This window comes from Streptococcus rifensis, from assembly GCF_053203525.1.
On sequence record NZ_JBRUCW010000008.1, the window covers coordinates 95862 to 112928 of the forward strand.

The window sequence follows — 17067 nt, forward strand, 5'->3', positions numbered from 1 at the left end:
AAGGGTGATGAGATGTTAAGATTAGCAGAATATTTTCAAAAAAATATGGTCATTCAGTCAGGAGTTGCCCAAAAGATTTGGGGAAATGCTATTGCAAATAGTAAAATAAATGTGACTCTACAAAACCATTCCGTGGTTTGTTGTTCTGACTCCGAAGGCAATTGGCAATTAGAGCTCCCACCTTTAGACAACTCTTATTGTGAAAAACTTCTAGTCTCTTCTAATGGGAGTAAGATTGAGCTTACGGTTGCAATAGGGCAATTGTGGTTAGCCGGTGGTCAGTCAAACATGGAATTTCACATGCGCTATGAGAAACATCGTAAAGAAGAAATCAATAACTTACCTAAGCATATTTATTTTTACGACGTTCCTGAAATAGCTTTCCCAGAAGCTAAAGAGGCTTTCGATTTTTCTCAGATGGCTAGATGGCGACAAGCAAGTGTTGAGGATATTGACTGGTGGTCGGCTGTTGGCTATTACTTCGCTAAAAATTTATCAAGTGCACTGGATTGTCCTGTGGGCATTATCGGTTGTAACTGGGGTGGTACTCAGATTCAATCCTGGATGAAACTGGAGACCATTCAACAATTAGATCCAGATACAATCGATGTTTACCATGATTGGTTAGATACAGAAAATGTAGCAGCATACTGGGATAAACAGAAGAACTCCTCACTAAATAACAGAGGGCTCCCTTTTGAAGATGCTTTTGGAGAATTGGTTATGCCTAGGACCATTAAAGCAGAAGAATTCGGCACTTTCCTTACCAGTGTTTCTGAGGAGATCAAATCTTATATGGGTTCAATGCAGCCACAAGCAATCCCTGCAAGTTTATATAATAATATGGTTCTTCAACTAGAGCATGTTGCAATAGCTGGTGTTCTTTGGTATCAGGGAGAAAGTAATGACATAGAGGGTAAGCAGTGCCAATATAAATCTTTATTAATGGGACTCATTAAAGATTGGCGTTTGGTTTTTGGAGAAGAAATACCTTTTTATGTTGTGCAATTACCTGGCTATGAGTCTTGGCTAGATAATAGAGCTATTCGATACGATATGATTCGTGACTCTCAGGAGAAAGCTGTTAAGGAAACAGAATTGACCTATCTTTGTTCAATTTCTGATGTCGGAGAGCAGTTTGATATACATCCTAAAAATAAAAAAACTGTTGGGAAACGGTTAGCTTTATTGGCTCAAAAACACACATACGGACATCTGATAGAGGCAGATGGGCCTACTATCGCAAGTGTAACTTATGATGCGGGGCAATTGGTACTTCATTTTAATCATGCTGAAGAAGGATTAGTGATTAAGGGTGAGCGCGTAGCATTTCTGAAACTGGAGGCTGATGGTGAGGAGATTTCCTTTACAGAGAGTCTTGACCAAGATAAGCTAATCTTGACGCTCGCTGTAGCCAAGGCTCCTAAAGAATGGCGTGTCAGTTTGGGATGTTCCAACTGGATGACCCTCAATTTATATAATCAAGCAGGGATACCAGCTCTACCGTTTTGTGAAACGATTAAATGACAGACGTTATTTAGAAAGTGTGATGAGATGATTATTGAAACCTTTAATTTAGATCAAAACAGAACCAATGTTGATTTAACAACCTATGTTATTAGCGATTCTCCTGAATTGCTCGATGGGAAAAAGCGTCCTGCTGTCTTGATTTGTCCAGGTGGGGCTTATCTGAACTGTTCCGATCGTGAAGGTGAAGCGGTCGCTTTGCGCTTTGCGAGCATGGGCTACCACGCCTTTGTCCTTCGTTACCATGTCCTCTTAGAAGCGGATGATGATTTTGACAAGGTCTTTTCAGGTCAGGTAAAAGGCAGAGCAGATACGGTATTTCCTGCAGCCATTCATGATATAGCACAGGCCTTCACCCTCATCCATGATCATGCAGAAGAATGGTTGGTTGACACGGATAAGATTGCTCTTTGTGGATTTTCTGCTGGGGGCAATAATGTGACAAACTACAGTGTCCATTGGAATAAACCTATCATTACGGATGTATTTGATGTGACAAAAATTAAGCCTGCAGCGATTATCGCAGGTTATCCTATTACAGATTATTTTGCTCATGAAGCACATGTTAAAACACAAGATGACATGGCTCAAGACCTCTTTCGAGTGGCTAACATCTCATTGTTTGGTACAGAGAGTCCTTCAGAAAAGCAATTGCTCCAAGCTAGCGCAGCACGCTTAGTTGATCAGACAACGCCGCCGACCTTTATCTGGGCGACCGCTGGGGACATGCTTGTTCCAGTCAGTCAATCCACACGCCTAGGAACAGCCCTTGCTGAGGCTGGCATCCCATTTGAATTGCATATTTTTGAAGAAGGTCAGCATGGATTAGCGCTCGCAACACAAGCGACAGCGGCAGCTTTGGCGGAAGTGAATGCTGACGCAAGACAGTGGGTAGATCTTGCTGAAGCCTGGCTTCAAAAACGCTTTACACTCCCTCTAAATGAAAAAAGCAATTGGGCTTAAAATAGAACGATATAATACAAAGGGGTCTAAGTTGGACAGATTGGTTATAGCAAAAAGAAGTTGTTTAATTAATAAGTTTGGTTTAAATGGTAATAAAATGCTCTAGATCAGGTTCTGTTCATAATTAACTTTAGACTCTCTGAAGATGATAGAGTTCTTATAGAGTGTACCAACCCAATTCGTCCAGTAATTTCTTTTAAATTTTAATGCAGAACAGTTACGAGATAATGACAACTATTGCCTCGACTTTATCTCAACTGCCATTCAAGAATTTGTCTCAGACAATTGGCATGATTTCAGGTTCCGCTTTTCTATCGATCCTTCAAATAAACGTGATGCTTAGGGAAAATAAAAAACGAACGTTCTTTTATCTAGAGACTGCTCTCTTGAAGAATGTTCGTTTTTTATTATTTTAAATCTTTTAATTTTGGTTTAACAATATTTTAATAATTTTTGTTAAATGTTTGTTAAATTATGCAATTCTATCTCCAAAAACCTTATGATATCAAGGATTTTAAGCTAGATTACTTCATCGTAGGGAATAATAGGACATCTCTGATGGTTGTGGTATCTGTCAAGAGCATGCAGAGGCGGTCAATACCGATACCGAGACCCCCAGTTGGTGGCATACCGTATTCAAGAGCTTCCACAAAGTCATAGTCGATTCCTGTTGCTTCATCATCACCGAGTTCTTTTGCCTTAGCTTGTGCTTCAAAGCGTTCCAACTGGTCGATAGGATCGTTCAACTCTGTGAAGGCGTTGGCGTACTCCTTGGTCATGATAAAGAGCTCAAAGCGGTCTGTAAAGCGTGCATCCTCATCATTTTTCTTAGCAAGTGGAGAGACTTCAACGGGGTGTCCATAGACAAAGGTCGGTTGGATAAGGGTTTCCTCGACATGCTCCTCAAAGAAGGCATTGAGGATGTGGCCGACAGACGTATAGTGCTGTTCAAGGGGCACCTTGTGCTCTTTAGCGAGGGTGATAGCTTTTTCAAGCGTTAGCTCTTGCCAAAAATCAACTCCAGTTTGCTCCTTGACCAAATCAACGATATGAGCACGTTTGAATGGTTCGTGAATGGCAATTTCAGTTCCCTGATAGGTGATAGGACCATCCCCACAGACTGCTTTTGCAGCATGCTGGATAATGCCTTCTGTCAAGTCCATAATGTCTTGGTAGTCGGCATAGGCTTGGTAGGCTTCAATAGAGGTGAATTCAGGATTATGAGTTGCGTCCATCCCTTCGTTACGGAAGATACGACCAATTTCGTAAACCCGTTCCATACCACCAACGATCAAGCGTTTGAGGTGAAGCTCTGTAGCAATACGAAGGACCATGTCCATGTTTTGAGCATTATGATGGGTTGTAAATGGACGGGCAGCCGCTCCGCCAGCTTCGTTATGTAGAATTGGGGTTTCCACTTCTAGGAATCCAAGACCATCCATGTAACGACGGATTTCTGAAATCAGTTTTGAACGGGTGATGAACCGGTCGAAACTTTCGCGGTTTGAAATCAAATCAAGATGTCGTTTACGGTATATGGTTTCGATATCGGTCAATCCATGGAATTTCTCTGGTAGAGGACGTAAAGCTTTGGACAAATGCGTGAGTTGACGAGCATGAATGGAAAGCTCGCCCATGTTTGTCCGCATCACATCACCTTCAACACCCAGGAAATCCCCCAAGTCAGCTTTTTTGAAGATCTCGTAAGCTTCTTCACCAACATCATCCTTACGCACATAGATTTGAATCTGACCTTCACGATCCTGAAGATGGGCAAAACCAGCTTTCCCCTTGCCACGTTTCGTCATCAAACGGCCAGCAATAGTAGCGGTTTCTCCTAAAGCCTCCAAAGCTTCCTTATCAGCATCTGCAAATTTTTCTTTTAATTGTGCAGAGTTAGCTGTGCGTTCAAAGCGTTTGCCAAAAGGGTCGATGCCTTGTTCAGCAAGGTTGGTCATTTTTTCGCGACGAACCAGTTGTTGGTCGTTTAGTTCAGTAGTATGTTCAGTCGACATGCGTTTTACTCTCCTTATTCAAAAACAAAGACTTGTTGACGAGCCTTTGTTCAATTCATTAACACCGTATCATTTTATCATAAATAAGTGGAAAAATCAGCCTTTTCTTAGAAGATTTATTTGGAAAGGCTTGACTGCATCACTTCCTGCTCATGATGCAAGAAACTGATATCATTCCATAATTTCAGATTAAAGTGTTCAAAATCATCAGTTTCTAAAATCGTTACACTAGAATTTGTTAGACCACCGGCCTTGCGAAGCTCAGCAGTATCATAGCCTAAGAGGCTACGGATGGAAGCAGTAGAGATGGCTCCATGACTGACAAAGAGGAGATTGTCAGCTCCTAACTCTTTTTGAGCTTTGACAAAATTCCCCATCCGTTGAGTCGCCATAAACACACTCTCAGCCTCAAACAATCGTGGGTTAAACTTGGCCAGATTATGACGAAAAGCATGGTGTTGCTTAGGGTAGAGGCTCTGCATCAAAGAAACCTTAGTTCCTTCTAATTTGCCTAACTGCCACTCCCGTAATTCAGGCGTTAAGGTTAGCTCTGTCGAGCGTGGTTGCTTTGCTAGGATTGCCTCAGCCGTCTTGGCAGCTCGGGGAAGATCGCTTGAAAAGATATGGTCAAAAGAAACACTGGCCAGGTGCTCACCGAGAACTTCTAAATCTTCCAATGTTGCTGGAAGAAGGGGTGAATCAGCCTGATTTCCTTGGAAGCGCCCTTCCAAATTCCATTCTGTTCTGCCATGTCTTACAAAATATAATAAGGTCATAATATCTCCTATAGTATAGTCATTAATGTATTAAGGGTTAATCAGTCAAAATATCTGCAAAATCAGCTTGAACAAAGGCTGCCAGGTCACTAGCTTTGAGGGAAACGCTTCGTCCCAACTCGCCAGCCGAGACAATCATGTGGTCTTTGTCTAAGGCAGTTTGATCAATGATGATTGGAAATCGGTGTTTTTGGCGAATGCCGACAGGGTTATTAGCCCCATGGACATAGCCAGTTGTTTTTTGAAGATCTTTTTGTGGAATCATATGAACCTTTTTGTTGCCAGAAACCTGAGCCAGTTTTTTCTCAGAAAGGTGGCTTGTCAATGGGACGATTCCGATGATGGGACCTGTTTTATCTCCGATCAGAGCCAAGGTCTTAAAGATGGTTTCACGAGGGATATCGTTTTTACTGTCCTCGTCCATGAGATGAAAGGCAACAGACTGATAAGCAATCCCTGCTTTATCCAAAATCTGTTCAACCAGTGTTTTTTTTAGTTTACTTTTTTTAGCCATAAGGGTTATTTTCAATTATTCGTAAACGGTTAGCAACTAACCGTTTATGTTTTGTTGTCCCAATAAAAAGAGAGTGGGATAGAACTCCAGTCAAAGAGTTCAGATTCCCACCCCCTTGCAGTTGGTTGTTGGTTATAGAAGAGAAACTAGTCTTTTCCAACTTAACCACACTGTTTTGCAGTTTTTAATATGACATTGAAAGACTAAGATTTTGTCTCAACAAAAAATGAAGACCTTTTACTCAAGGGTAAATAATTTCTTATAGGTTTCAATCTTATCCTTGTTAGGGGAAAGTTGGTTTAAATCAACAACTTCATTAATACCTGCAGCCCATCCACGGGAGGTATACTGATGGAGGTCGTAGTCAATGTCTGTTGATGGGAGGGCTTCAAAATAGCCTGAATCAGAACCATAGGTTGGCATCCAGACAGCATCAAACTTATCAACTGAAATGGAGTGGTCGTCCATAAAATAGGTACCAATATAAATACCGATCTTCTTAGCTCCAAGGCTTTCCAACTCTGAACGGAAAGCTTCAACTCCAGCATCCATATTAGACATTGTTCTTTCTTCAACGTCTAACCAATAAAAAGTTGGATTGTAAGGTTCAGCTGCCTTGTAAAAAGTCCGGGCTTCCTTGCGCATCTCTTCTTCGCTTTTACCAGTGACATAGGCATAGACAGCCACAGGCACCTGGCGCTCTTGAAATTCTTCAATATGAGTCTTGTAGGCTTTATCGAGACCATTGATATCAGATGCATTATTGTCTTTAGTAGTGTTCATGCCACTTTGGACACGGATAATAGCTCCTGAGATGTATTCAGACATGACATCGTAATCAATACTAGTTGGCAATTGCCAGCCAGACAGATCGATAATAGGCTTAGAAACAAGTTCCTCAGTGATTTCAATTGACGACGTTGAAGATGCTTTTTTTGCTGCTGCTTGGCTAGCTTTTTTCTCAGCAGCGATGCGAGCAGCCTCTTCTTGGGCTTTCAAGCGATCGCTGCTAATCTTTGTGAATAAAAGAATCACAGTGAAAAGAGCAAAGAAAGCAACCACAAATAAGGGTTTAATCTTTTTTTTCATCCCTATTATTCTATCCTAATTTCACAAATAAATCAAAAAAAGAGCACAAACAGCGGGATATCATGAAAAGTTCTTGACATCTTTAGCGAATTCCTCTACATTTAGATGAGAAAGGAATAAAAGTAGACCATGACAGTACGAGAAATGGCGAGGACTGCAATTTTAGCCAGCCTGTGTGTTGCCTTACGTTTGCTATTTGGTCCTTTTCCTAATATCAAGCCAATTACAGCTCTTTTTATACTTCTGCTTAGCTACCTGCCCTTTTGGCATGTGGTTACCATTGCAGCCCTAACGATGTTGGTGACGGGTTTTTATTTAGGCTTTGGGATATGGGTCTTATGGCAAATCATAGCCTATGTAGTCGTGTTAGTGATTTGGAAGGGTCTCAACATGGTAGTGCTTCGACAAAAAGAAAGCACACTTCTGATACAAAGTCTTCTTTCTGGAGTGATGCCTTTTATCTATAGTCTGGTAATAGGAATCTTTTCCTGTTTAACCTACGGTGGAAGGCTTTGGCCTTATCTGTTAAATGGGTTGTCCTTCGATGTTCTTCACGCTGTCTCAACAGTCTGTTTTTACCCTGCATTATTTTTTATTTTAAGGAGATTTTTTAGCCATGAAAAAGATTATTTCTAACCTATCAATTGTACTAACCCTAACCACCTTAGTGGCTTGCAGTTCACCATCCACAGGGTCATCGGCGTCGTCAACGGTCTCTGAAGGTGTAGAAACCAGTGACACTCAGACAGCACAAGCCCAGTTTTTGATAACTGTGGATGGAAATACAAGGGAAAAAGATGTTGCTTTTGAAGTCGGGGAATCGGTCATGGATGTGCTGGAAGATAACTTCACCATCGAAGAAGAAGATGGCATGGTAACAGTGATTGATGGGATTAGTCAAGACCCTAGTAAGAACACCTATTGGATGTACACTGTAAATGAGCAAATGGCTGAAGTTGGTGCTGAAAGTTATGAATTAAAGGCTAATGACAAGGTCGAATTTTACCTAGAAACCTTTAACTAAAGCTAAGGGGATACCCAGTAAAAAGAGGCCTAGGCCTCTTTTGGGAGCGTAGTCAGACTTTGTTTTCTGCGCTAATGCTATTCAAAAGCAATGATTTTAAATTAATGAATTTTTAGCGAGCGAGACGAGCAAAAACAGAAACTTTCTGTCGTGATAAAAGAGCCTGGGAAAAAGGTCCTAGCCTTCTAAAATTTATCAGCGGTTAAACAAGACGCAGTAGTTGGGAGTAACACTCACTGGCTTTGCTAGTTTTAGTGTTATCCCTGCACAGGTCATTAGGTGCTTTAGCACCAATGAGCCACTGCTGATTGGCCTCTAATTCGCTGATTTCATCAACTTTTACAGCCCGAACAAAAGAGGGAAACACCGTTTCCCCTATTTCCAACCTCAAACAGTCACTTTATGACTATTTCAGCTATGCGGAGGTGGGAGTGAGAAGGTCTGGGGATAGACCTTCTCAGCCCTAACCTAAAAATGAAAAAGGGAGGGGAAATCGAACCTATTCGGTTACCGATTTTTGTCCCACTCCCTTGGAAGTTTTGAGACCTTAGGCTCAAAACTTATACTCAAATAAAATCAAAATCTGATAATGCATGCTAATTTTCCAAGTGTTTGAGTTGTAACTAATTCTCCAAACCATTAACAAAGAGATGATAACAGTTTAGCTTATCATCGCTGACAACAAACAAGCAAACCTATCTTTCAGCATTCAGATTTTGATGTTAAATGAGTATTAGGTTTAGAATCCCGAAGGGAGTCGCTACCGTCCGTTATCACTTAAGGGCAGTTTCAAAAAATGACTTTGTCTATAGTCTGAAAAGAGGCCTCGGCCTCTTTTTATGATAATCCTAACAATTCCTTTATGGAGTCTTCTATTTTTTCAGGTTCGGTTTGTGGGCTGAAGCGGGCGATGACTTGTCCATCTTTATCGACCAAAAATTTAGTAAAGTTCCATTTGATGGCTTTACCTAAGAGAGGGTCAGATTGTTGCTCCTTGAGGTAAACAAATAGAGGTGAGGCTTCCTTGCCATTTACGGCGATTTTCTTAAAGCGAGGAAAGGTGGTCTGATAGTTGAGCTGGCAAAATTGATTGATTTCCGTATCTGTTCCAGGTGCTTGGTTCATAAATTGGTTGCAAGGAAAATCAAGAATTTCAAGGCCGTGCACCTGATACTTGTCATAGAGATGCTGCAGTCCTTCATACTGAGGAGTTAACCCGCAGCCTGTCGCTGTATTCACAATCAAAAGGACCTTATTTCGATAAGAATCCAGTGTTGTTTGACTACTATCTTGGGTCTCAATAGGAATTTGGTAAATATCTGTCATAGCCTTAATCTCCTTAGTTCTTACAATGTTTTATGTTTCTTAATTTTAACACAAAATTTCGTTTCCATTTTGTTTCTGCTGTGAAAAATGCTATAATAAAGATTAGAATTAATGAAATGAGACATGGTGAAGAATGAAGATTGATAAACGGCACCTGTTGAATTACTCCATCTTACTGCCCTACCTGATTCTATCGGTATTGGGCTTAATTATTGTGTATTCAACAACCAGTGCAAGCTCGGTATTGAGTGGGACAGATCCTTTTAGTTTGGTCAAAAATCAGGCCCTTTTCTTTGGGATAAGCCTGATGCTTTTATGGATAATTTATCGGATGAAACTGACCTTTTTGGGCAACAGTAAGATTATAGCCATTGTTATATTTGTAGAAATGATTTTGCTTATACTGGCAAGATTCTTTGGGGAAACACGAAACGGTGCTTATGGCTGGCTGAGTATCGGTCCAATTACGCTACAACCGGCAGAGTACTTAAAACTTATCATTATCTGGTATTTGGCTTATAATTTCGCGAGTAAAGAGGATTTAATCGCTAAATATGATTATCAGGTTATTACGGAAAATCAGGTGATTCCACGAACACTCAACGATTGGCGCATCATTTCAGGTCTTTTAGTCGGACTGGTTGTTATCATGCCTGACTTAGGAAATGCGGTAATCGTCGTATTGACCATTGCCATCATGGTTTCGGTATCAGGGATAGGTCATCGCTGGTTTCAGGTCATTCTTGGGTCGATCGTGCTAGGAGCTGGAACTGTTCTTGGCTTGATTTGGATTGTCGGTGTTGATGTCATGACAAGGATTCCCGTCTTTGGTTATGTTGCTAGACGATTTGAAGCCTTTTTTGATCCCTTTGCGGATCCTCAAGGCGCTGGGCTCCAGTTGACCAATTCTTACTATGCTATTGTTAACGGCGGCTGGTTTGGCCGGGGATTAGGCAATTCGATCCAAAAAAATGGGTTTCTACCAGAAGCTCATACGGATTTTGTCTTTTCAATTGTGATTGAAGAATTAGGACTGATTGGAGCTGGTCTGGTTTTGGCCTTGCTGTTTTTCCTTATTTTACGCATTTTCTTGGTTGGTATCCGCGCTAAAAATTCCTTCAATGCCATGATGGCTTTGGGAGTCGGCGGGATGTTACTGATGGGGACTTTCATCAATATTGGTGGTATGTCCGGCTTGATTCCTTCAACAGGTGTTACCTTTCCCTTCTTATCACAGGGAGGGAATAGCTTGTTGACGCTTTCTTTAGCTATTGCCTTTGTCCTTAATATTGATGCCAGTGAGAAGCGAGATGCCCTAGAGCGCGAGTTGGAAGTTAATCAATATTAAATAAACGAAAGCCATCCTAAAAATTTTCAAGGTAAAAGTCATTTTCGATGTAAGAAAATGGCTTTTGATTTTTTCTGAAAACGACACAATAAATCGTGTCAATTTTCAAAAAAAATGATATGATAGGAAAAACACGAAAAAAACAATCGAGGAGTTGTGTCATGGCCAGTCAAACATTAGAGAGCAATAGTAGTAAACAGATTATAAGAGAAGAAGTCGAGATTTTGACCAAAATATTGGACGAAGCAACAGAAAAGCTTGTAGACCCGGTTACCTTTGCCAAAATTCAGCAACTCAAAAAACTGGCAACTTTGGATCATTCTCCAGAGTTAGACAGATTGGTAGAATCCTTAACAAGTCAAGAAATGGATATCATTGGTCGCTACTTTTCCATTTTGCCACTGTTGATTAACATTTCCGAGGATGTTGATTTAGCCTATGAAATCAACCGAAAAAATAACAATAGAGAAGATTATCTCGGAAGACTATCCTCCACCATTGAAATGGTAGCCAAGGCTGACGATGCTGAAATAGTCCTAGAAAATGTTCACGTCGTTCCAGTTTTGACGGCCCATCCCACACAGGTTCAGCGCGAAACGATGCTGGAGTTGACCAATCACCTGCATGGGCTTTTACGCAAACACCGAGACATTGCCTTAGGGTTGGTTAATGAGGACAAATGGTATGCTGATCTGAGACGTTATATAGAAATCATGTTACAGACGGATATGATTCGTGAGAAAAAACTCAAGGTCACTAATGAAATTACTAATGTCATGTCCTACTATGATTTTTCCATCATCAAAGCCATTACAAACATCAACACAGAATACAAGCGACTAGCCGCTCAAAACGGTATTCACCTTGAAAATCCACGGCCTATCCGGATGGGCATGTGGGTTGGGGGTGACCGCGATGGAAATCCCTTTGTCACAGCTAAAACCTTAAGAAAGTCTGCTCTTACGCAAGCCGAAGTTATCCTTAATTTTTATGATCAAAAACTCTACGAACTTTACCGTGAAATTGCCTTATCATCTAGTTTTGTAGAGACAAGTGAGGCCGTTGAGCACTTAGCAGATATCTCTAACGATGCTTCTGTTTACCGAGAAAAGGAACCTTACCGGAAAGCGTTTCATTACATTCGTGAAAACATTCAAAACACGCGGTCTTATCTGCTCTATGACCAAGATTTGACGCCCCGTTATGATGATGTAACGGAGTTTAAAAAAGACCTTCATGCCATTCGAGATTCCCTGATCGACAATCAGGCTGAAAACCTTGTTTCAGGCACATTCACAGAGATATTAGAGGCTGTTGAAGTGTTTGGCTTCTTCTTGGCATCTATCGATATGCGTCAAGATTCCTCAGTCCATGAAGCGTGTGTGGCGGAGTTGTTAGCAACAGCTAATATTGTTCCAAACTATTCTAGCTTATCCGAAGAGGACAAGGTAGCTCTCCTGCTAAACCAATTATCAGAGGATCCTCGTATTTTATCGGCTACCCATGCTCAAAAATCAGAGTTGTTGGAAGGCGAATTGGACATTTTCCGAATGGCGCGTGACCTCAAGGATAAACTTGGTGAAGACGTCATTAAGCAGACGATTATTTCTCACACAGAAAGCGTCTCTGATATGTTGGAACTGGCTATCATGCTCAAGGAAGCTGGCTTGATTGATGCTGAAACAGCAAGAGTTCAAATCGTACCACTTTTTGAAACCATCGAAGACTTAGAGAATGCTAATCCTATCATGACGGAATATTTACAGATTCCAATGGTTCAAAAATGGATTGTTGCCAATAAAGGTTATCAAGAAGTCATGCTAGGTTATTCAGACTCCAATAAAGATGGAGGCTATCTTGCCTCAGGCTGGACCCTTTATAAGGCACAGCTTGATCTCACACGAATCGGCGATCAATTTGGTGTCAATATCACCTTCTTCCATGGTCGTGGTGGTACGGTTGGCCGAGGTGGTGGTCCATCCTACGATGCGATAACTTCACAACCGTTTGGATCTATCAACGATCGGATTCGTTTAACCGAGCAAGGAGAAGTAATCGGTAACAAGTATGGCAATAAAGATGCTGCTTATTTCAACTTTGAAATGTTGCTATCAGCAACACTAGATCGTATGGTTTCAACCACGGCTAGCGATGTGAGTCCATGGCACCAGTATGAAGATGTCATGGACGAAATTGTTGCAGATAGTAACAAAATCTACCGTGATTTGGTTTTTGAAACCCCTGAGTTTTATGATTACTTCTTTGAGGCAAGTCCGATTCAATCCATTTCCAAATTGAATATTGGGTCACGACCAGCTGCCCGTAAAACCATCACAGATATTGGTGGCTTGAGAGCCATTCCTTGGGTCTTTTCTTGGTCCCAAAACCGTGTCATGCTACCAGGTTGGTATGGGGTTGGCTCAAGCTTTAAACATTTTATCGACAAGGATGAAAAAAACTTGGCCCTTCTTCAAAAGATGTATCGTAATTGGCCTTTCTTCAAGTCCCTCCTATCAAATGTTGATATGGTGCTTTCCAAAACCAATATGAATATCGCCTTTAAATACGCTCAACTATGTAAGACAGATGATGTACGTAGTGTTTTCCATACCATTTTAGACGAATGGCAATTGACCAAAAATGTCATTTTAGCTATTGAAGATGAAGAGGAGCTTTTGGCAGAAAATGCCTTCTTAAAAGCTAGTCTGGAATACCGCATGCCTTATTTCAATATCTTAAACTACTTACAAATTGAACTCATCAAGCGTATTCGAAGCGGTATGCCTGAAGAAGAAGTTCGAAAACTGATTCATACGACTATTAACGGTGTGGCTACAGGTCTGCGCAATTCAGGTTGATGCGCGCTCCCTAACCGTTTAGAGGCTGGGAAAAAAGTCCTAACCTTCTAATAATTTATCATCAGTTAAACAAGACGCAGTAGTTGGGAGTAACACTCACTGGCTTTGCCAGTTTTAGTGTTACCCCTGCACAGGTCATTAGGTGCTTTAGCACCAATGAGCCACTGCTGATTGGTCTCTAATTCGCTGATTTCATCAGCTTTTAGAGCCCTACTCAACTGTGCGGGGGTGGGACGACAAAATCGAACCTATTCGGTTACCGATTTTTGTCCCACTCCCTTTTTTTGAAAAAAAGTGTAACCAAATGCCCTTCTTATTCGTTATACTAGTGAAGAAAGGAAGTGATGGCGATTCAACTGGATGATTATGAAAAAGAATTGATAGCATGGGCCCGTGAAATCATTGCTTATTTGGTCAAATCTGGCGTTTCGCTAGCTGACGCTCAAGATGTGACCCAAGATGTTTTTGTTCGTCTCCTTGACAGTGAATTTGCCCTTCCTGCTTCAAAATTACGGTCTTGGATGTACCGGACGGCTATCAGGCGCTATATTGATCTTTACAGGCGGGAGAAAACATATCATGATGTTCTCCGTAAAGAATTCTTTACCAAAGAAAATATTGTCACCTATGATGTTCAAGATGGGGAATGGCTAAGGGAGGCGATGCAGTCACTTAAACAGGGACAGCGTTTTGCCCTCGAACTCTATTATTTCCAAGGTTTTAATGTTAAGGAAATTGCTCATATTTTAGGAATATCTCAAAGCAAGGTCAAAATAGACCTCATGCGAGGGAGGCAAAATCTTAAAAAACAATTAGAAAAGGAAGGATATGAGGATGGAAACTTTTGAATTATTGACCAAAAAAAGAAAACGGAAAAATAGGCTAATTACCGTAGGCTTATCTATTCTGGCTATCTGTGGATTATATATTGGCGCACGTATGATAACTGAGCGTTTAATCAGCAATAAGGCTTTGGCAGTTGTGCGTACAGTAGAACTACTGGAGTCTGTTGCTTATCCCAATAGCACCACCTACACTTGGTCTGCAAACGGTGGGGATATGTTCCATGGTGGCATCAAGGGATCTAGAGCAAAGGATATTTATGGTGTTCCTGTTTATGATTCGACTTATGAGAGCAATTTTTCACTCCTTGGCGGAGAGTGGGGTGGGACAGCTATAGACCATCGCTCTGGCTATTACCACGATGGGAAACTCTTGAAACTAGAAACCAATCAGAAAATTCCACAGTTTTATAACACACACGCTCAAAAAGAATCAGAAGGCGATGTGATTGCAGCTCCGACACAAGAGTTACCATTGATTAAAGAAATGGAAAATCACTTGGTCGAAGTAGCCATTACCTTTGACAAACCCTATACACTCAATGACATCAATGCCATGATTCCAAGTGACCTCAAAACCAACTGGTACTGGATTGGAACGACTTCCAAAGGGGATAGTAGTGTCTGGTCAGCTTATAGCCTTTTTGGGACAAATGCCCAAGGCTTTACCAGAGAAGAGTATGTAGATGAACAAGCAGCCCAAAATGCTTTGAAAGAATCAGCAAAAGAAGGAGGGCAACCAGACCAAGAAGCGATGGCTACAAAAGCTGTAGATGCCTTTCTTACAAACCTTAAAGCTGTTCTTGATGCTCCAGGGGATGCGACTTATAACGATACGCGACCGCGTGATGATATAGAAAAGTACCTTGAAAAATTCGAGGCTCTTGATATAACTAAAGAAGAAGACAGGAACAAGCTAGAATTTTCCGGCATCATCCTAACAGGAAGGGCGGAAGACTTTGCGCAACTGGAAAATGTAGATTGGATTTACGCCTCATCAATCGGAGCTAGCATTCCTAATCAACCTTATTACACACTTAGTCAAGAGTGAAAGAGTAGAAGTCAAGAATAATCTGGGAAAAAACAGGTAAAAGACTTGCATTTTAACTGTAATTTGTTAAAATAGTAAGGTAAAGTTAGACTGTATTGCCTACTGTCTATCTATAAAATATATTTTATTGGAGGCTTTTACTCAAATGGCAAAAGAAAAATACGACCGTAGTAAACCACACGTTAACATTGGTACTATCGGTCACGTCGACCACGGTAAAACTACTTTGACTGCTGCGATCACGACTGTATTGGCACGTCGTCTTCCATCTTCAGTTAACCAACCAAAAGACTATGCGTCTATCGATGCTGCTCCAGAAGAACGCGAACGCGGTATCACTATCAACACTGCGCACGTTGAGTACGAAACTGAAAAACGTCACTATGCGCATATTGACGCTCCAGGACACGCGGACTACGTTAAAAACATGATCACTGGTGCTGCCCAAATGGACGGCGCGATCCTCGTTGTTGCGTCAACCGATGGTCCAATGCCACAAACTCGTGAGCACATCTTGCTTTCACGTCAGGTTGGTGTTAAACGCCTTATCGTCTTCATGAACAAAGTTGACCTTGTTGACGATGAAGAATTGCTTGAATTGGTTGAAATGGAAATCCGTGACCTCTTGTCTGAATACGACTTCCCAGGTGACGATCTTCCAGTTATCCAAGGTTCAGCTCTTAAAGCTCTTGAAGGTGACACTAAGTACGAAGATATCATCATGGAATTGATGAACACTGTTGATGAGTACATCGAAGAGCCAGAACGCGATACTGAAAAACCACTCTTGTTGCCAGTCGAAGACGTATTCTCTATCACTGGTCGTGGTACAGTTGCTTCAGGTCGTATTGACCGTGGTACTGTTCGTGTCAACGATGAAATTGAAATCGTTGGTATCAAAGATGAAATCACTAAAGCCGTTGTTACTGGTGTTGAAATGTTCCGTAAACAACTTGACGAAGGTCTTGCCGGCGATAACGTAGGTATCCTTCTTCGTGGTGTACAACGTGACGAAATCGAACGTGGTCAAGTTATTGCGAAACCAGGTTCAATCAACCCACACACTAAATTCAAGGGCGAAGTTTATATCTTGTCTAAAGAAGAAGGTGGACGTCATACACCATTCTTCAACAACTACCGTCCACAGTTCTACTTCCGTACAACTGACGTAACTGGTTCAATCGAATTGCCAGCAGGTACTGAAATGGTAATGCCAGGTGATAACGTAACTATCTCAGTTGAACTTATCCACCCAATCGCCGTAGAACAAGGTACTACATTCTCTATCCGTGAGGGTGGCCGTACTGTTGGTTCAGGTATGGTTACTGAAATCGAAGCTTAATCAAGTTTCCCAAATTAGCAATTAGAGTCAGACAACCCTAATTGACCCCTCCTTCGGGAGGGGTTTTTCTGATGTAACGAGGTGTTCTGAGGCTGATAGGCTTCGTAAAAAGCTCTTCTATAGAAAGAAGCTATCGATAAATTCTTTCTTTTTGTTTCAAAACATGTTAGACTAAAGGAGTTAAATAGTCCCGATAAGGTGTCATTCCTAATGATGAAAACTGGTTTTAGTATTAGGCGTGGTAGTGCTTTGTAACTTTTTAACTCGCTAAGAAAATAGGCTGCTAACGCCGCTCTCTTTTCAACGCCAGCCGCTAGTTGCGGACTGCCTAAGCGACTTACTCGCTCGGTTTGGAAAAAATATCGTTTTCCAAACCTCATGTCGTAACTGGA

At 41.3% G+C, this 17067-nt stretch carries 15 protein-coding genes; 9 read left to right on the top strand and 6 right to left on the bottom strand.

Annotated features, from left to right (window positions below):
- The first annotated feature begins 12 nt into the window (after nucleotides 1-12).
- Both ACVRYP_RS06385 and ACVRYP_RS06390 read left to right on the top strand, forming a co-directional pair.
- Nucleotides 13-1527: a sialate O-acetylesterase gene (locus ACVRYP_RS06385; RefSeq protein WP_447467902.1), complete on the top strand. Its 1515-nt coding sequence runs from the start codon at nucleotides 13-15 to the stop codon at nucleotides 1525-1527.
- A 27-nt stretch (nucleotides 1528-1554) separates the two neighbouring features.
- Entirely contained in the window at nucleotides 1555-2490 is a 936-nt protein-coding gene (locus ACVRYP_RS06390) for an alpha/beta hydrolase (protein WP_447467903.1), read from the top strand.
- A 524-nt stretch (nucleotides 2491-3014) separates the two neighbouring features.
- Here ACVRYP_RS06390 and lysS read toward each other — a convergent pair.
- The 4 genes from lysS to ACVRYP_RS06410 all read right to left on the bottom strand — a co-directional run bounded on the left by lysS (nucleotide 3015) and on the right by ACVRYP_RS06410 (nucleotide 6884).
- Nucleotides 3015-4505 carry a lysine--tRNA ligase gene (lysS, locus tag ACVRYP_RS06395; protein WP_447467904.1) on the bottom strand — a complete coding sequence of 497 codons (1491 nt, stop codon included), beginning with the start codon at nucleotides 4503-4505 and terminating at the stop codon, nucleotides 3015-3017.
- A gap of 116 nt (nucleotides 4506-4621) precedes the next feature.
- A complete protein-coding gene (locus ACVRYP_RS06400) occupies nucleotides 4622-5281 on the bottom strand; it encodes a histidine phosphatase family protein (RefSeq protein ID WP_447467905.1) in 660 nt (219 codons plus the stop codon).
- A gap of 37 nt (nucleotides 5282-5318) precedes the next feature.
- On the bottom strand, nucleotides 5319-5795 hold the full coding sequence (locus tag ACVRYP_RS06405; RefSeq protein ID WP_447467906.1) for an aminoacyl-tRNA deacylase: 477 nt from the start codon (nucleotides 5793-5795) through the stop codon (nucleotides 5319-5321).
- 237 nt (nucleotides 5796-6032) lie between these two features.
- Complete coding sequence (locus ACVRYP_RS06410; protein WP_447467907.1) at nucleotides 6033-6884, bottom strand: glycoside hydrolase family 25 protein; 852 nt, start codon at nucleotides 6882-6884, stop codon at nucleotides 6033-6035.
- Between the two features lie 129 nt (nucleotides 6885-7013).
- Between ACVRYP_RS06410 and ACVRYP_RS06415 the strand changes: the two genes are divergently transcribed.
- Entirely contained in the window at nucleotides 7014-7520 is a 507-nt protein-coding gene (locus tag ACVRYP_RS06415; protein WP_447467908.1) for a hypothetical protein, read from the top strand.
- Nucleotides 7501-7908 carry a DUF4430 domain-containing protein gene (locus tag ACVRYP_RS06420; protein WP_447467909.1) on the top strand — a complete coding sequence of 136 codons (408 nt, stop codon included), beginning with the start codon at nucleotides 7501-7503 and terminating at the stop codon, nucleotides 7906-7908. The genes ACVRYP_RS06415 and ACVRYP_RS06420 overlap by 20 nt, the downstream gene beginning before the upstream one ends.
- 202 nt (nucleotides 7909-8110) lie before the next feature.
- Here the strand turns inward: ACVRYP_RS06420 and ACVRYP_RS06425 are convergent, their stop codons facing one another.
- Nucleotides 8111-8275: a hypothetical protein gene (locus tag ACVRYP_RS06425; RefSeq protein ID WP_447467910.1), complete on the bottom strand. Its 165-nt coding sequence runs from the start codon at nucleotides 8273-8275 to the stop codon at nucleotides 8111-8113.
- Between the two features lie 470 nt (nucleotides 8276-8745).
- On the bottom strand, nucleotides 8746-9234 hold the full coding sequence (locus tag ACVRYP_RS06430) for a glutathione peroxidase (RefSeq protein ID WP_447467911.1): 489 nt from the start codon (nucleotides 9232-9234) through the stop codon (nucleotides 8746-8748).
- Nucleotides 9235-9367: 133 nt separating this feature from the next.
- On the opposite strand from ACVRYP_RS06430, the gene ACVRYP_RS06435 reads away from it, so the two are divergent.
- From ACVRYP_RS06435 to tuf, 5 genes are all read left to right on the top strand, one after another.
- A complete protein-coding gene (locus ACVRYP_RS06435) occupies nucleotides 9368-10582 on the top strand; it encodes an FtsW/RodA/SpoVE family cell cycle protein (RefSeq protein ID WP_447467912.1) in 1215 nt (404 codons plus the stop codon).
- A gap of 161 nt (nucleotides 10583-10743) precedes the next feature.
- Nucleotides 10744-13440: a phosphoenolpyruvate carboxylase gene (ppc, locus tag ACVRYP_RS06440; protein ID WP_447467913.1), complete on the top strand. Its 2697-nt coding sequence runs from the start codon at nucleotides 10744-10746 to the stop codon at nucleotides 13438-13440.
- Nucleotides 13441-13784: 344 nt separating this feature from the next.
- Complete coding sequence (locus tag ACVRYP_RS06445; protein ID WP_447467914.1) at nucleotides 13785-14288, top strand: RNA polymerase sigma factor; 504 nt, start codon at nucleotides 13785-13787, stop codon at nucleotides 14286-14288.
- The gene (locus ACVRYP_RS06450; protein WP_447467915.1) at nucleotides 14275-15333 is read left to right on the top strand and encodes an anti sigma factor C-terminal domain-containing protein; all 1059 of its coding nucleotides are present in this window, start codon (nucleotides 14275-14277) and stop codon (nucleotides 15331-15333) included. Before ACVRYP_RS06445 ends, ACVRYP_RS06450 begins: the two co-directional genes overlap by 14 nt.
- 145 nt (nucleotides 15334-15478) lie before the next feature.
- On the top strand, nucleotides 15479-16675 hold the full coding sequence (gene tuf, locus ACVRYP_RS06455) for an elongation factor Tu (protein WP_447467916.1): 1197 nt from the start codon (nucleotides 15479-15481) through the stop codon (nucleotides 16673-16675).
- Nucleotides 16676-17067: the final 392 nt, after the last annotated feature.

Coding starts and splice junctions, on each gene's coding strand:
- ACVRYP_RS06385 (WP_447467902.1), top strand. CDS start 13: ATGTTAAGATTAGCAGAATATTTTCAAAAAAATATGGTCATTCAGTCA.
- ACVRYP_RS06390 (WP_447467903.1), top strand. CDS start 1,555: ATGATTATTGAAACCTTTAATTTAGATCAAAACAGAACCAATGTTGAT.
- lysS (WP_447467904.1), bottom strand. CDS start 4,505: ATGTCGACTGAACATACTACTGAACTAAACGACCAACAACTGGTTCGT.
- ACVRYP_RS06400 (WP_447467905.1), bottom strand. CDS start 5,281: ATGACCTTATTATATTTTGTAAGACATGGCAGAACAGAATGGAATTTG.
- ACVRYP_RS06405 (WP_447467906.1), bottom strand. CDS start 5,795: ATGGCTAAAAAAAGTAAACTAAAAAAAACACTGGTTGAACAGATTTTG.
- ACVRYP_RS06410 (WP_447467907.1), bottom strand. CDS start 6,884: ATGAAAAAAAAGATTAAACCCTTATTTGTGGTTGCTTTCTTTGCTCTT.
- ACVRYP_RS06415 (WP_447467908.1), top strand. CDS start 7,014: ATGACAGTACGAGAAATGGCGAGGACTGCAATTTTAGCCAGCCTGTGT.
- ACVRYP_RS06420 (WP_447467909.1), top strand. CDS start 7,501: ATGAAAAAGATTATTTCTAACCTATCAATTGTACTAACCCTAACCACC.
- ACVRYP_RS06430 (WP_447467911.1), bottom strand. CDS start 9,234: ATGACAGATATTTACCAAATTCCTATTGAGACCCAAGATAGTAGTCAA.
- ACVRYP_RS06435 (WP_447467912.1), top strand. CDS start 9,368: ATGAAGATTGATAAACGGCACCTGTTGAATTACTCCATCTTACTGCCC.
- ppc (WP_447467913.1), top strand. CDS start 10,744: ATGGCCAGTCAAACATTAGAGAGCAATAGTAGTAAACAGATTATAAGA.
- ACVRYP_RS06445 (WP_447467914.1), top strand. CDS start 13,785: ATGGCGATTCAACTGGATGATTATGAAAAAGAATTGATAGCATGGGCC.
- ACVRYP_RS06450 (WP_447467915.1), top strand. CDS start 14,275: ATGGAAACTTTTGAATTATTGACCAAAAAAAGAAAACGGAAAAATAGG.
- tuf (WP_447467916.1), top strand. CDS start 15,479: ATGGCAAAAGAAAAATACGACCGTAGTAAACCACACGTTAACATTGGT.